The sequence below is a fragment of the Pseudomonas sp. 05N432 genome (assembly GCF_056396945.1).
In genome coordinates, this window is record NZ_JBFTMM010000016.1 from 1 (window position 1) to 13,028 (window position 13,028).

A 13,028-nucleotide genomic window follows, 5' to 3' on the forward strand; every position below is an offset into this window, starting at 1 on the left:
GCAAAGCAAAAAAACGCTCGCCCCAAGCGTMCGGCACCTCGCCTAGGCTCGGCGTTCCCTCACTCCGGTGTCCATCAGGGGGCATCGCCTACGGTCTGCTTCGCGACGACCTCCTCTCGATGTGTCCGGCTGCGCCGTACGGCGCTGCGCGCCCRCCCCCTGATGAACACCTCCACTCGGCCTCCCGAWAGGGGCGGGTGGATCAAGATCAACAGCGGCAGGCGAGCTAACGCTCGGCCTGTTGAGTGGTTGGGGGGCGCTACTTTATTTTGGGTGGGTGATGTCCGTAGCAGCTGTCGAGCCTGCGAGGCTGCGTTCGAGGACGAAGTCCTCGCAAATCCTGGGAACACGGTTTTCCCGAACGAAAGCGGTGTCTGGTTTTACGACCGCTGCGCGGCCGAACGCAGCCTCGCAGGCTCGACAGCTGCTACGGGCGTAGTCCTGCGTGGCATTTCAATGTTGTGTAGAGTCCGATGCTGCGATGAGCGGTGGCTCAGGCAGTGATGTTTTTAGGCAAGCTCGTCGGAGATTTCCCGCACGTTATAGCGGTGTCCATGAACTGGCGTGAATTGGGCTTCATCGATAGGCTTCAGGTGTCACTGCACATTCAGTGACAGGGTGTAGGAACCCTTCAAAACCATGAGAGACGCGTAAGCGTCGACACCTGATTTGCGGCCGTTACTGTGTGCCCGTAAGATCAGCTGCGGCGGCTATGCGCGGGCACGCTTCGGCGTGGTCGAGTTTCTCTGGTACTCGGTATTCCTACCCCGCGTATAGCTGCCACCCAAGCCTGTAGGAAGGCCGATGGCAGCTTCCATACCTACTAGAGGCTTCAAAAATGAACACCTACACCCCCAATCCCCCCTACGTCCCGCCAACCTCCCATCCTTCCAACCGCTACATGGCCCTCACCAGCAACTGCTCCGACATGCCGACCCTGTTCGTCGACACCCACGCACCACTCGATATCCTGCTCGACGCTGCCCGTTATCGCATTCGTGCGGTGACTCAAGTGCTGGAGAACCTGGCCATGCGCGGGGAGATTGCCAGCGATTCGGTGATCCTCAACGATTTCGCCTTGCTGTGCGCCATTCCGTTGCGTGACGGTTGTGATCTGCTGGATGTGCTTGGGCGGCGGTTGCCAGAACCGGTTTCGGCATCAGTTAAATAGAGTGTTCAGTGCAGTCTGTCTTTTTCTCGATCCTGCGACAGGCTTTTCACGAATTACTCACATCCTGAAGCGCAGATTGAACTGACAAAAGGATTTGACCCCATCAAGCAGAAAGCCCGCCATGTGCGGGTTTTTTGCTGTTTGTCTGGCACGTTATGCGGCAACTGCTTGCCGTTGTTGCTTGAGCAACGGCACGGCACGCACGGAGCTGCCTGCTTGCAATTGCAGGCGCTTGGCGGTCAGGCGATCGACCAGCAAGCTGTTGCCGACCAGTCGGGCGCGGGCGGCGGTGATCCGGCAGTTTTCCAGGCGCTGGTTATGGATCAGCCAGAGCGGCGCGTTGTCGTCAGGTGTGCCGACCATCAGGTCCAGCGACTGGCTGTTGCGCACGGCACGGATTTTCGAGACCTGGGCTTCGATGACCGGGCCGCCGTCGAAGATGTCGATGTAACCCTTATGGGCAAAGCCTTCGTTGCAGAGGATTCTGCGCGCCGGTTCGGCGTTTTGGTGGGCCTTGCCGATCACCGCCTGGGCTTGCTCGGTGAGCAGGCAGGTATACAGCGGCTGACGTGGCATCAGCTCGGCGATGAACGACTTGTTGCCGAGCCCGGACAGGTGATCGGCGTGGCTGAAATCCATTTTGAAAAAATGTCGACCCAGGCTGTCCCAGAACGGCGAGCACCCGTGCTCGTCGGCGCTGCCGCGCAGTTCGGCGATCAGTTTTTCGCCGAACAGGTGCGGGAACTCGGCGACAAACAGCAATCGCGCGACTGACAGCAGGCGGCCGTTATGGCCCTGGCGCTGATCCGGGCGCAGGAACAACGAGCAGATTTCCGATTGGCCGGTCATTTCGTTGTTGAGGAACAAGGTCGGGATTTGTCGACGGATTCCCAGGTCTGCCGAGGTGTTGACCGTCAATCCGACGCGGTAGTTGTACCAGGGCTCGCGCAGCCCGACGGCACCTGCCAGGGCGCTGACGCCGATCACCCGCTGATCGTCGTCTTCGAGCACGAACAGGTAGTCGGCGTCGGCCCGCTCAACCTGACCGGCAAAGGTCCGCTGCGCCCAGCGTACGCGCAGGGTCAGACGTTCTTCGTTGGCCGGCAGCGAAGTGAACCCCGGGCCGGCGCTGCGTGCCAGCGCCAGTAACGCGGGCAGGTCGGTCATTTGAACCGGGCGCACGATCATGATGGAGCTCCTTGAGTGCGGAAGACCTGCTTCATAGCGCAATCAGCCGAATCGGGCCGCCATTGTCCAGTTGCAAGGCGTCAAGCTGAGTGGCGTCGAGCAGGACGGGTTCGTCTGCGCTCCAGTCCAGTTCGGCGACAATCGCCCGGTAGTTTTCCAAAGAATCATTGCTCAGCAGGTACGGCGTCTTGCCGCCGCTGTGTGAACTCAAGCGGGCAACGGCCGTGCGGGTCTGGGCGATCGAACGAATGCTTGGGGTGCGTGCAAACAGTGTTGGCCCACCGTCGAAGAGGTCGATGTAGCTGTTGGTCTCGAAGCCCTCACGTTCAAGGATATCGAAGGCTTCCTGGCCATCCGGATGAATCCGGCCAATACACGCCTGAGCGCTTTGCGGCAGCATCGGCACGTAGATCGGGTAGTGCGGCATCAATTCGGCGAGAAAGCTTCGGTTCTGCAAGCCGCAGAGACGTTCGGCCTCGACGTAGGGCAGGTCGAAAAAGTGCTTGCCCAGTGCATCCCAGAATGGCGATTCACCCGCGTCGCTGCTGTAGCCGACGATTTCGGTAATCACGGCGTCGGAAAAGCGTTGCGGATGGGCGGCGATGAACATCAGTCGGGCCCGTGAAAGCATTTCCGAGGAGGGCGTGCGTTCAAGCTCGGTGTTGATGTGAAAACCGCGCAGCAAGGTATGGGCGCTGAGGTCCTGGCATAACGACAGCGCCGGCACCCCGTGATGAATGTTCAGCTCGCGCGACTCACTGGTGAACGGGCGATTGCGCAGGCTGTAGAAGGGCTCGTTGAAACCGGCGGTCGCGAGGACTTCCGAACAGCCCAGCAGCCGTTGACCGGCCAGATCTTCCAGCACGAAGAAATAGTTCTCCGGACCCTGGCTCTTCACGTCACTGGCAAACGATGCGCAGGATGCGAGAATCTTCTGACGCAGGCGCTCGGTGTCGTCTGGCAACGAGGTGACACCCACCAGGCTGTCACGCGCAAGTTGTTGCAACTGAGTCAGGTCGGATAACTGAACTGGGCGTAAGGCCAGCATGGATGCACTCCTGTATCAAAGGGCCTGATACCGGGCATCAGGCTTGACTATCACTGTCGGTTTCCACGCACTACAACGGCGGTCGGCTAATCCTTGTCAGCGACCGCTCGACGTTTTAAGTACTGACCTTTTCTAACTGTTGGAAGGGTCCGGCAATACAGCGCTGGCGCCGATTCTGTTGAGGAAAAACAGATAGACCAGGCCTGCTGCAATCCAGATACCGCCGAGCTTTTGCGCATCGACACCCATGTTGTAAAGGATGGCGCTGACGATGATGAAGCCGATCACCGGGCAAACCAGGTGACGGATCAACTGGCCGGACTTCTGCCGACGCCAGTAGTAGTTGATCACCGTCAGGTGCAGCAGCATGAAGCCGCTCAAAGCCCCGAAGTTCACCAATGAAGTCAGGGTGTCCACCGAGTTGATGAACAGGTAGCAGATCAGCAGCGACAGCACCGCCACCAGGTAAATGCTGATGTACGGGGTGTTGTGTTTCGGATGGACTTTGGCCAGTACTTTGGGCAGTTTGCCGTCGCGTGCCATGCCAAATAGCAAGCGCGATACCGCGGCTTGCGAGGTGATCGCCACCGCCACGCCCCAGGCCAGTGCCGTGGCTACACCGGTGACAGTCGCCAGCCAGCTGCCGGCAGCGATTTCGGCGATTTCATAGAATGCGGTATCGGCGGACTTGAAGCCCATGCCGGCGGCCAGGTCCGTGGCAATCCAGGTCTGCACGACGAAAATCACCCCCATGACCACCAGCGTGATCAACGCGGCTTTGCCGACGCTGCGGCCTGGATCGCCCTTGATCTCTTCGGCCAGGGTCGAAATCGCATCGAAGCCTAAGAACGACAACACCGCAATCGACACCGCTTGCATCAGCAACGCGAAGTTGAAGTGTTCAGGGTTGTACAGCGGCGCCAGGGTCAGCTGGCCGTTGCCGGCGCCACCGTGCAAGGCGGTCCAGGCGTAGAACAGGAAGATTCCCAGCACCACCAGTTGTGCCAGCAGAAAGATGATGTTCATCCGTGCGGTAAAGGTGATTCCCCGCAGGTTGACGAAGGTCGCACTGACCAGGAAGGCGAGGATGAAACCGACCTTGGGAATGTCCGGGTACAGGTGATTCAATGCCATCGCCGCATACACGTAGAGCAGCGGCGGGATCAGCAGGTAGTCGAGCAGCATCAGCCAGCCGGCGATAAAGCCGACATGCGGGTGCAGCCCGCGTTGAGCATAGGAGTAGACCGAGCCGGCGATCGGGAAGGCCCGCGCCATGCTGCCGTAACTCAAGGCGGTGAACAGCATCGCCACCATGCCGATGATGTAGGCCAGCGGCACCATGCCGGGCGCCTCCTGGTTGACGTAGCCGTATACGCCGAACGGGGCGATGGGGATCATGAAAATCATCCCGTAAACCACCAGATCGGTCAGCGACAGGCTGCGTTTCAACTCTTGCTTGTAGCCGAATTCTTCTATTTCCATGAAGCCGTTCTCCTTGTAAGCCACTATGGCAATGTGTTTGAAACAGGCAGGTAAAAACACGCTACAGCGTTTGTTATCGTTGTTTTACCGGTACAACCATCCATGTTTTTTCAGCTTGAAACGGTTCGCTTGAGGCCGTGGCTCTACAGCAGTGGTGCCAGATAATCGCTCCAGGTCTGGACCGCCAGCCGATTGCGCAACAGGTCGTTGCGCACCTCGATCAGCACCGAGTCGATGCCACGGGCGTCGCCGTGAACCGGCACCGTCATGTCGGCGGCCGGATTGATTTTGTAGGGCTGGTTGCCGGCGACCCGCAATGGATGCCTGGCCAACCCGTCGATCAGCCGGTTCGCATACTCCTCGGCCTGCCCATACAGCACGCCGGCTTCCAGCGCTCGAGGCTGGCCGAAGTAGATCGGCGTGAAGCTGTGAATACCCACCACCCGCACGGTGAGGCCCTCGGCCACGCGGGCATCGATCAGTTCGCCAAGGCGTGTGTGAAACGGCCTGAACAGGCACTCGCGGCGGTAGTCGCGGGTCGTTTCGTCGAGGTTCTGATTGCCCGGCACCGGGTAAATTTCGCTCTTGGCCGGGATGCTGTCCGGCGCCTGCAACGGACGGTTGAGGTCGATCAGCAGGCGCGAGTAGTTGGCCACCAGCAGGGTTGCGCCGAGGGCTTTGGACAGGCTTTCGGCGAGCGCCAGCGCGCCGATGTCCCAGGCAATGTGCTCGTGCGCGGCCTCGCTGCTCAACCCCAAATCGTTCAAGGCCGTCGGGATGTAGCGGCTGGCATGTTCACACACCAGAATCAGCGGGTGCTCGGACGCTTCCCGGCTCAGGCTGTAAGCCGGCTCGGTGTAGAGCCCGAACTCGGCGGACTCAGTAGAGACGTGCATAGTGCTCACAGAGTTGGGTGGGCGACAGGTGTTGGGTCAAGGCGAGTTCCTCGGTTTTGACGGCGAAGTAAGTGTCGAGCAAGGCGCTTGGCAAGGCTTCAAGCAAGGCTTCGCTGCCCCGCAAGTGGCTCAGGGCCTGCGCGAGTGACGCGGGCAGGGCGACGATGCCGCGGCGCTGGCGTTGTTCTTCGTTCAGCGAATCCGGGACTTCATCGGTGATCGCGTTCAACGCCAGGCGTTGTTCGATGCCCAGTCGGCCGGCAATCAGCACGGCGGCCATCGCCAGATGAGGCGAGGCCGTGGCGTCCATGGCGCGGAATTCGAGGTTGTATTGCGCGGCCTCGGATTTGCCGCCCAGGCTCACGGTCGGGCAGATCCGCAGCGAGGCTTCGCGGTTGCGTTGGCCCAGGCACGCGTACGATGCGCTCCAGTGATGCGGTTGCAGGCGCTCATAGGAAATCGGTGTCGGCGCAGTCAATGCGCAGAGGGCCGGCAAGTAGTGCAACACGCCTGCGGACCAGTGCTGGCCGAGGGTCGACAGGCCATTCGCAGTCCCGGCGTCATACAACACCGGATCGCCGGACAGGTCGTGCAGGCTCAGGTGCAGGTGCACGCCATTGCACACCGCGTGTTCCGAGGTCTTGGGTGCAAAGCTCAGGTTCAGGCCCATTTGCCGGGCGATCTCACGGGTGATCTCGCGCACGTTGACCGCGCGGTCGGCCGCCGCGACACCCAGGGTCGGCCGGCAGGTGATTTCGTATTGGTGTTTGCCATATTCGGGCAGGAACATTTCCGGCTCGACCCCACCTGCGCGCAGGGCGCTGAGCAGCCAGCCGCCGAACGCCGCGCCCTGACGCTGGGCTTCCAGCGAAAACGCCAGATGCTCGGCCTGGGCGCTGCCGGTGGTGAGGTTGAATTCGTGCTCGAAGGCCGACGTGATCTGCAGCCCCAGTTCATCGTGGTAACGCTGTACTTCGTTGCGCAGCAGCGTCCGCGGGCAGGCAGCCCATGGGCGGCCATCGGTTTCGCAAATGTCGCCATGGATGAAATCCAGGGCCGGCGCGCTGGCATCGGGACCGTTGCCGACCGTCACGCGACTGGCCAGGTCGGGGATCAGCCGCAAGTCGCCGTAGGCGCCCCATGGGTTGCTGGAGGCGATGATGTCTTGCGGGGTCAGCGCGCTATTGGCCGGGACCCAACCGCAACCGGCGGTCTTGTAGTGTTCGAGTTCATCGGTCGGAAACGACCGGCCGCGGGTCACGCCGATCAGGTCCGTGGTGACGATGGTGGTCATTGCCACAGGCGTCAGGGGCTCACTGCTGTTAGCGCGGCTCATGCCTGCAACGCCTGCAAACGGTCGACCACGGTTTGGGTGTCGGTGATCCAGCAATAGCCCTCGATCGCATTCAGGCACGCCAGATGGCGTTGCTCGGTGTAGGTCGCGCAGGCGTCTTCTACCAGTGTTACCAGATAGCCGCGATCAGCCGCATCGCGCACCGCCATGTCGACACACTGGTCGGTGACGATGCCGGCGATGATCAGGTGGCGGGTTTGCAGATTGCGCAACACGTAGTCGATGTTGGTCGAGTTGAAGACCCCGGAGGAGGTCTTGGGCAAGACGATTTCGTTTTCGACCGGTGTCAGCTCTTCAATGATGGCGGCGTGCGGGCTGCCTTTTGGCAGGTGCATGTCCGACAGCTTGTGGTCCAGCGAGCGGTCGCGACCGTCGGCGGTGAGGCTTTCGATGAGCGTGTGCAGAACGTTCTGCCGAGCCGTGCGCACGGCGGCCAACAGCCTGAGCTGGTTGGGAATCACCTGCTGGCGGGTGCGCTCGAGGAAATACCTGGCGTCAGGCCCTTGCAGATGCGGGTCGAACTGCGGCTCAAGCCAGGCGCGTTGCATGTCCACCAACAGCAGCGCGGTGTGGTCGGTGACAAACGGCAGGTCGCGGGGCGAGTGATGGGGGAGCATAAACATCCTTATTTTTCCTCCAGCAGGTGAGTGGTGAAATCGCTTCGTAGTGCATCGATGCCTTCGAGCCGCTCGGCAAGATCGGGGCAACGCAGCGTCAGGCAGGCAATCAAGGCTTCGACCTGGGCCAGCGCCGGCACCAGGGTGTCGAAGGCCGACGCCGACTCTACGGGCGCAGTGATCACCAGATCGGCCATCTCGCGCAGCGGCGAGGCGTAGATATCGGTGAACAGCACGACGCGCGCATGCCGGTTCCTGGCCGCGCTGGCGACGCGCAGTGCCTGGGATTGATAGCGTCGATAGTCGAACAGCAACACCACATCCTGGCGTTGCACATCGAACAGCCGATCAGGCAGTTGCGCGTTGTCTTCCAGGGCAAAGCAGCCCGCACGCAACAAGCGCAAATGATTAAGCAGGTAGTGGGCGAGGAAACTGCTGAAGCGTCCGCCGAAGCAATGCACCTGATGCCGTGTATCCAGCAGCCACTCCACCAGAATGCGCACATCTTCGGGTTGGGTCAGGGCCTGGGTGTCGAGCAGGGCACGGTGACTGTCCGCCAGATAATGGGTCCAGGCATCGTCTTGCTTGAGGTGCGAACGCGGTTGCAACAGCGCGCTGGGCGAGCGCAGTCGATGATCCATGTCGCTGAGGAGCGCGTCCTGGAAATCGGCATAGCCACCGAAGCCGAGCTTTTTCACCAGGCGCACGATGGTCGGATCGCTGACGCCGGCATGCTCGGCCAGGCGCGACATCGGGCCCAGCCCGTTACGCGGGTACTGGTCCAGCAATGCACGTATGACTTTGCGTTCCGACGGTGTGAGGTCCAGGCCGGGATCGGTGATCCGGTCTCTGAGTGAGGGCATCCGAGCTCCTGCTAGAGGGGTGTGTTGCTTTTATTTCATAATCCGTTAAATCAGTATTTATGTAATTTATGCTACATGTCTAGTGAATTTTTCCATGTGCCTGAAAAGCACTGAAGTGGGGCGAAAGTCTTGTCCGACAAGGCCTGCGTGGGTTTCGCTTGATGTTGTACGCTAGTGCTTTAATTCGTGTAGGAAACTGGCGCGTTTTCCACGGATAAGCCGTTGGACTCAATGACGCACAGCAAGGTGAAGCATTCATGAAGCAGCTACTGGTCATTGGCATCGGTGCCGGCAATCCCGAATACATCACGATGCAGGCGGTCAATGCGCTGAACCGGGTCGATGTGTTCTTTCTGATGGACAAGGGGCAGAGCAAGGACACGCTGATCGACCTGCGGCGGGAAATCTGCGAGCGCTATATCACCGATCCGGCTTATCGCTTCGTCGAGGCCCACAGCCCCGAGCGGGTGCGTGGCGATGTGGACTACAACGCCAGCGTTGTCGATCTGAACCGCGACAAGCAACAGATCTTCGAGCGCTTGATCAACGAAGAGATGACGGACGACGAGTGTGCGGCGTTTCTGGTGTGGGGCGATCCGGCGTTGTATGACAGCACCCTGCGGATCTTGCAGGCGATCCTCGATTCCGGTCGTTGTACCTTCAACTTTGAGGTGATTCCCGGCATCAGCAGCGTCCAGGCCTTGGCGGCGCGGCACAAGGTGCCGTTGAACCGGATTGGGCGCTCGGTTGAAATCACCACCGGCCGCCGACTGGCTGCGGGCCAGGTCAGCGAGGCTGACAGCCTGGTGGTGATGCTCGATGCAGAAGATTCCTACCGGCAGGTGGCCGATCAGGAGCAGCAGATTTACTGGGGCGCCTACCTTGGCACGCCGGATGAAATTCTCATTTCCGGCAAGCTCAAAGACGTTGCGCAAGAGATAACGCGGGTCAGGAAAGCTGCACGGTTGGCCAACGGCTGGATCATGGACACCTATTTATTGCGCAAGCCTGAATCGCCAGAGTGAGCGCGGCTGTCAGTAGACCCAGACTTCCACCCGGCGATTCTTGATCCGTCCTTCATCGGCACTGTTGGCCGCCACCGGCATTTCGGCTCCGAAGCCACGAATCTCGCGAAACACCACACCACTTTTCACCAACTCGCGGCGCACGGCCATGGCACGTAGCCTCGATAGCAGGGCGGCCCGCTGCGAATCGGTCTTGGCATCGCCGAAGCCAACCAGTGTCACCTGTTTGTTCAGCTTGTCGTGCTGCTTTAAATAATCGAGCACCCGCGACAGGTCCTGCCGGGCCTTGTTGTCCAGGCTGGCGCTGCCTTCTTCGAAGCGAAAATTCACGCTGAGTCGTTTTGCGTGTTCGATGATTGCCCGGTAGCCGTCGGGCATCTGCGGGTTCGGCGCGACGTTCATGGCTTGCACGGTCTGCGCAATAAAACCACTGGCGGCGACAATTGCCTGACCCTTACTGCTCTGGGCGAATGTCACCAATGCGTTGGCCCAGGGATTCTGGCCATTGGCTGGTAAATAGAAATACAACCGACGCGACAGCGGATAGTCCTCGGTGGCGATCAGGCTGTTGAGCGGCAACATGGGTTGCGAGTCGCCATCGACAATCGCCACGGCCTTGGCCTGACGCACGTAAGGCAAACCGATGAAGCCGATGCCTTGCGGGTCCTGGCTGACCGCATCGGACAGCTGCTCGCTGGATTCGAAGCGCTTTGCCGAACCGGCCAGCGTTTTCCCGCGATGGCTCAGGACCAGTTCCTTGAAGGTGTCATAGGTGCCCGAATGGTCATCCCGGGCGTAGAGGTTTACAGGGCCACCGGTGCCGCCGAGTTCTTCCCAGGTTTTCACTTCACCGCTGAAAATCCGCGCCAGTTGTTCGGTGTTCAGCTGGGTCAGTGGGTTTTTCGGATGCAGGATGATTGCCAGGCCGTCGATGGCGATGACTTGCTCGGCGTTCGGGCTTTTCAGGTCGCCGAGGGTTTCGAGGTCGACCAGTTCGCGGTCCTTGATCGGACGCGAAGACGCTGCAAGATCGGAGCTGGCGTTTTTCAGTGCGGCGAACCCGGTGCTCGAGCCGTGGGCGGCGATGTCCACGACCACCCGCCGACCTTGGGCCGTCTGGCCGACAATCTGCTGCTCGTTATCTCTGTCCGAGACTTCGCTATGGACCTTCAGCAGCCCTTGTTCCAGCAACAACCCTTTGACCAGCGCCGGGCCCAGGTCCGCACCGATGGTGTTGGAGCCTTGAATGCGCAGGGCAGGCCCACGCTCGGGTATCGGCAGCGCAGCGGCGGTGGCAGAGAGAGGAAGCAAACCGCAGAGCAGCAGCGGTAACAGGACGCGCAGCATCGAGCCGACACCTTTTAAGGTCACAGGAAGTGTCGGGAGAATAAGACAGAAAGGTTGCTGAAATATGACGATGTTAACTGTGGGAAGAGCCGGGCGACGTTCGTCTGCTCGCGATGAGGCAATGCCTGTCACATTTAAAGTGACTGACAGATTGCTATCGCGAGCAGGCTCGCTCCCACATTAGTTTGTGTTGATCTCTGGAAATCAGCTCAGCTCAAGCCAGATCGGCGCATGGTCCGAAGGTTTTTCCATGCCGCGCAGTTCGTAGTCGACACCGGCGGCCTTGACCCGTGGCAGCAGCCCTTGGGAGGCGAGGATCAAGTCGATGCGCAGGCCGCGCTTGGGCTCGTCTTCAAAGCCGCGGCTGCGGTAGTCGAACCAGCTGAAGCGATCTGTCACGTCCGGGTTCAGGTGGCGGAAGCTGTCCACCAGGCCCCAGTTCTTCAAACGGGCCATCCACTCGCGCTCTTCCGGCAAGAAGCTGCATTTGCCGGTTTTCAGCCAGCGCTTCATGTTGTCCGGGCCGATGCCGATGTCGCAGTCTTCCGGGGAAATGTTCACATCACCCATCACCACCAGCGGCTGGTCATTGCTGAACTGGGTTTCGAGCAGCGTCTGCAAGTCGTTGTAGAAGCGCTCCTTGGCCGGGAACTTGGTCGGGTGGTCGCGGCTTTCACCCTGTGGGAAATAGCCGTTCATGATCGTCACCGGTACGCCGTTGGCATCGGCGAACGTGCCCCAGATGAAGCGGCGCTGGGCGTCTTCTTCATCGCTGGCAAAGCCTTTGTGCAACGCGAGCGGTGCCTGGCGCGACATAAGGGCGACGCCGTAATGACCTTTCTGGCCGTGGAAGCTCACGTGATAACCCAGCGCCTCAAGCTCGGCGAGCGGGAACTGGACGTCATCGACCTTGGTTTCCTGCAAGCCGATGACGTCCGGCTGGTGCTTCTCGATCAGTGCCGCCAGTTGATGGGGGCGGGCGCGCAGGCCATTGATGTTGAACGAGACGATCTTCATGGTCGGCAGTCCTGGCAAAAGTGCGATGCTAGCTGACATGTAGGAAGGGAGCCAGCGTGGCAGTAGGGCAGATGCACTGCTAATGTCCTTTAATGTGGGAACGATCACCGTTGCACCGGGTTCGTATTAACACTTGTAGCAGCTGCCGAGCCTGCGTTCGGCTGCGAAGCAGTCGTTGAATCAGGCAGCGCGTTTGTCCAGGTAAAACGTCGATCCAGGATCTGCGAGGACTTCGTCCTCGAACGCAGCCTCGCAGGCTCGGCAGCTGCTACGTGGCAGTCCTGCAGTGTATTTCAACGGGGGAGATAGACCGTCATGCCTGAAACCTCAACTGCCATCGCTGATGTCCACCGGCTCGACAGTGGCTATTCGCACGAAGCTCGCTCCTTGCTGTACCACGCCTATCGACATGAGCCGGTCTTCAAGTACCTGTTCGAGGCCGAGCGTCCTGGCTATGAACACCGGGTCCGGGCCACGATACGGGAGCTGGTCGAACAACATTTTGTGCAGGAATTGCCGGCGATCGGTCTGCTGATCAATGACCGGCTGATCGGCATTGCACTGATCGCGCCACCGCAACGTCGTCTGGGCATCACCGAGAGCTGGGCCTGGCGCCTGAAGATGGTACTGAGCACCGGGTTGCGTTGCACCCGACGTTATCTGGAGTATCACGCGGCGGTGGCGGCCTGCCTGCCATCGGACTCGGTGCATGTTCTGCCGTTGCTGGGGATTCATCCGGAATTTCAAGGCCGGCACTTTGGTGAGCAGTTGCTTACAGCCGTGCATAACTGGTGCGCCGTCGACGAGCATTCCCAAGGTGTAGTACTCGACACCGGAAATCCGCGTTATCTGGAGTTCTATAAGCGGCAGGGTTATGAAGAGATTGGCGAGGTCGCTGTAGGGCCTGTTCTCGAACACGTGTTTTTCCATGCCAATCCGCAGGTGCTGCACAGCGCAACGGGTTGAGATCGAATTATTGTTCAGATTGTTCGCTCTATCACGCCCCTACGCTCGTGATAG

The 13,028-nt window shown here is 60.2% G+C and carries 12 protein-coding genes; 3 read left to right on the forward strand and 9 right to left on the reverse strand.

The window, feature by feature from the left end; all coding sequences use genetic code 11:
- Positions 1 to 838: 838 nt before the first annotated feature.
- Complete coding sequence (locus tag AC1DHT_RS17990) at positions 839 to 1,171, forward strand: hypothetical protein (protein WP_054597882.1); 333 nt, start codon at positions 839 to 841, stop codon at positions 1,169 to 1,171.
- Between the two features lie 153 nt (positions 1,172 to 1,324).
- On the opposite strand, the gene astA is transcribed toward AC1DHT_RS17990, so the two are convergent.
- The 7 genes from astA to AC1DHT_RS18025 form a co-directional block, all read right to left on the reverse strand.
- A complete protein-coding gene (gene astA / locus AC1DHT_RS17995) occupies positions 1,325 to 2,359 on the reverse strand; it encodes an arginine N-succinyltransferase (RefSeq protein WP_427546558.1) in 1,035 nt (344 codons plus the stop codon).
- A 31-nt stretch (positions 2,360 to 2,390) separates the two neighbouring features.
- Positions 2,391 to 3,407: an arginine N-succinyltransferase gene (locus AC1DHT_RS18000; protein ID WP_427546555.1), complete on the reverse strand. Its 1,017-nt coding sequence runs from the start codon at positions 3,405 to 3,407 to the stop codon at positions 2,391 to 2,393.
- A 132-nt stretch (positions 3,408 to 3,539) separates the two neighbouring features.
- Positions 3,540 to 4,889, reverse strand: a complete 1,350-nt coding sequence (locus AC1DHT_RS18005) for an APC family permease (protein WP_427527380.1) — start codon at positions 4,887 to 4,889, stop codon at positions 3,540 to 3,542.
- Positions 4,890 to 5,032: 143 nt separating this feature from the next.
- Complete coding sequence (locus AC1DHT_RS18010; protein WP_427546553.1) at positions 5,033 to 5,785, reverse strand: N-formylglutamate amidohydrolase; 753 nt, start codon at positions 5,783 to 5,785, stop codon at positions 5,033 to 5,035.
- Positions 5,769 to 7,121, reverse strand: coding sequence for a type I glutamate--ammonia ligase (locus AC1DHT_RS18015; protein WP_427546550.1), 1,353 nt, complete (start codon positions 7,119 to 7,121; stop codon positions 5,769 to 5,771). The genes AC1DHT_RS18010 and AC1DHT_RS18015 overlap by 17 nt, the downstream gene beginning before the upstream one ends.
- Positions 7,118 to 7,762 carry a cysteine hydrolase family protein gene (locus AC1DHT_RS18020; protein ID WP_427546547.1) on the reverse strand — a complete coding sequence of 215 codons (645 nt, stop codon included), beginning with the start codon at positions 7,760 to 7,762 and terminating at the stop codon, positions 7,118 to 7,120. Before AC1DHT_RS18020 ends, AC1DHT_RS18015 begins: the two co-directional genes overlap by 4 nt.
- Positions 7,763 to 7,764: 2 nt before the next feature.
- Positions 7,765 to 8,619 (reverse strand): MurR/RpiR family transcriptional regulator, encoded by an 855-nt coding sequence (locus AC1DHT_RS18025; protein ID WP_427546544.1) that lies wholly within the window; start codon positions 8,617 to 8,619, stop codon positions 7,765 to 7,767.
- A 257-nt stretch (positions 8,620 to 8,876) separates the two neighbouring features.
- Here AC1DHT_RS18025 and cobF point away from each other — a divergent pair, with 257 nt between their 5' ends.
- Positions 8,877 to 9,644 (forward strand): precorrin-6A synthase (deacetylating), encoded by a 768-nt coding sequence (gene cobF, locus AC1DHT_RS18030; protein ID WP_427546541.1) that lies wholly within the window; start codon positions 8,877 to 8,879, stop codon positions 9,642 to 9,644.
- A gap of 9 nt (positions 9,645 to 9,653) precedes the next feature.
- Here cobF and AC1DHT_RS18035 read toward each other — a convergent pair whose 3' ends face one another.
- Both AC1DHT_RS18035 and xthA read right to left on the reverse strand, forming a co-directional pair.
- Positions 9,654 to 10,991, reverse strand: coding sequence for a substrate-binding domain-containing protein (locus AC1DHT_RS18035; RefSeq protein WP_427546538.1), 1,338 nt, complete (start codon positions 10,989 to 10,991; stop codon positions 9,654 to 9,656).
- A gap of 204 nt (positions 10,992 to 11,195) precedes the next feature.
- A complete protein-coding gene (gene xthA, locus AC1DHT_RS18040) occupies positions 11,196 to 12,008 on the reverse strand; it encodes an exodeoxyribonuclease III (protein ID WP_103317224.1) in 813 nt (270 codons plus the stop codon).
- A gap of 315 nt (positions 12,009 to 12,323) precedes the next feature.
- On the opposite strand from xthA, the gene AC1DHT_RS18045 reads away from it, so the two are divergent.
- A complete protein-coding gene (locus tag AC1DHT_RS18045; RefSeq protein WP_427546535.1) occupies positions 12,324 to 12,974 on the forward strand; it encodes a GNAT family N-acetyltransferase in 651 nt (216 codons plus the stop codon).
- Positions 12,975 to 13,028 lie beyond the last annotated feature (54 nt).

What these genes read in the sequence shown, in the direction of transcription:
- AC1DHT_RS18015 (WP_427546550.1), bottom strand. Translation starts at nt 7,121, where the DNA reads ATGAGCCGCGCTAACAGCAGTGAGCCCCTGACGCCTGTGGCAATGACC.
- AC1DHT_RS18005 (WP_427527380.1), bottom strand. Translation starts at nt 4,889, where the DNA reads ATGGAAATAGAAGAATTCGGCTACAAGCAAGAGTTGAAACGCAGCCTG.
- AC1DHT_RS18010 (WP_427546553.1), bottom strand. Translation starts at nt 5,785, where the DNA reads ATGCACGTCTCTACTGAGTCCGCCGAGTTCGGGCTCTACACCGAGCCG.
- AC1DHT_RS17990 (WP_054597882.1), top strand. Translation starts at nt 839, where the DNA reads ATGAACACCTACACCCCCAATCCCCCCTACGTCCCGCCAACCTCCCAT.
- xthA (WP_103317224.1), bottom strand. Translation starts at nt 12,008, where the DNA reads ATGAAGATCGTCTCGTTCAACATCAATGGCCTGCGCGCCCGCCCCCAT.
- AC1DHT_RS18000 (WP_427546555.1), bottom strand. Translation starts at nt 3,407, where the DNA reads ATGCTGGCCTTACGCCCAGTTCAGTTATCCGACCTGACTCAGTTGCAA.
- AC1DHT_RS18025 (WP_427546544.1), bottom strand. Translation starts at nt 8,619, where the DNA reads ATGCCCTCACTCAGAGACCGGATCACCGATCCCGGCCTGGACCTCACA.
- AC1DHT_RS18035 (WP_427546538.1), bottom strand. Translation starts at nt 10,991, where the DNA reads ATGCTGCGCGTCCTGTTACCGCTGCTGCTCTGCGGTTTGCTTCCTCTC.
- cobF (WP_427546541.1), top strand. Translation starts at nt 8,877, where the DNA reads ATGAAGCAGCTACTGGTCATTGGCATCGGTGCCGGCAATCCCGAATAC.
- AC1DHT_RS18045 (WP_427546535.1), top strand. Translation starts at nt 12,324, where the DNA reads ATGCCTGAAACCTCAACTGCCATCGCTGATGTCCACCGGCTCGACAGT.
- AC1DHT_RS18020 (WP_427546547.1), bottom strand. Translation starts at nt 7,762, where the DNA reads ATGTTTATGCTCCCCCATCACTCGCCCCGCGACCTGCCGTTTGTCACC.
- astA (WP_427546558.1), bottom strand. Translation starts at nt 2,359, where the DNA reads ATGATCGTGCGCCCGGTTCAAATGACCGACCTGCCCGCGTTACTGGCG.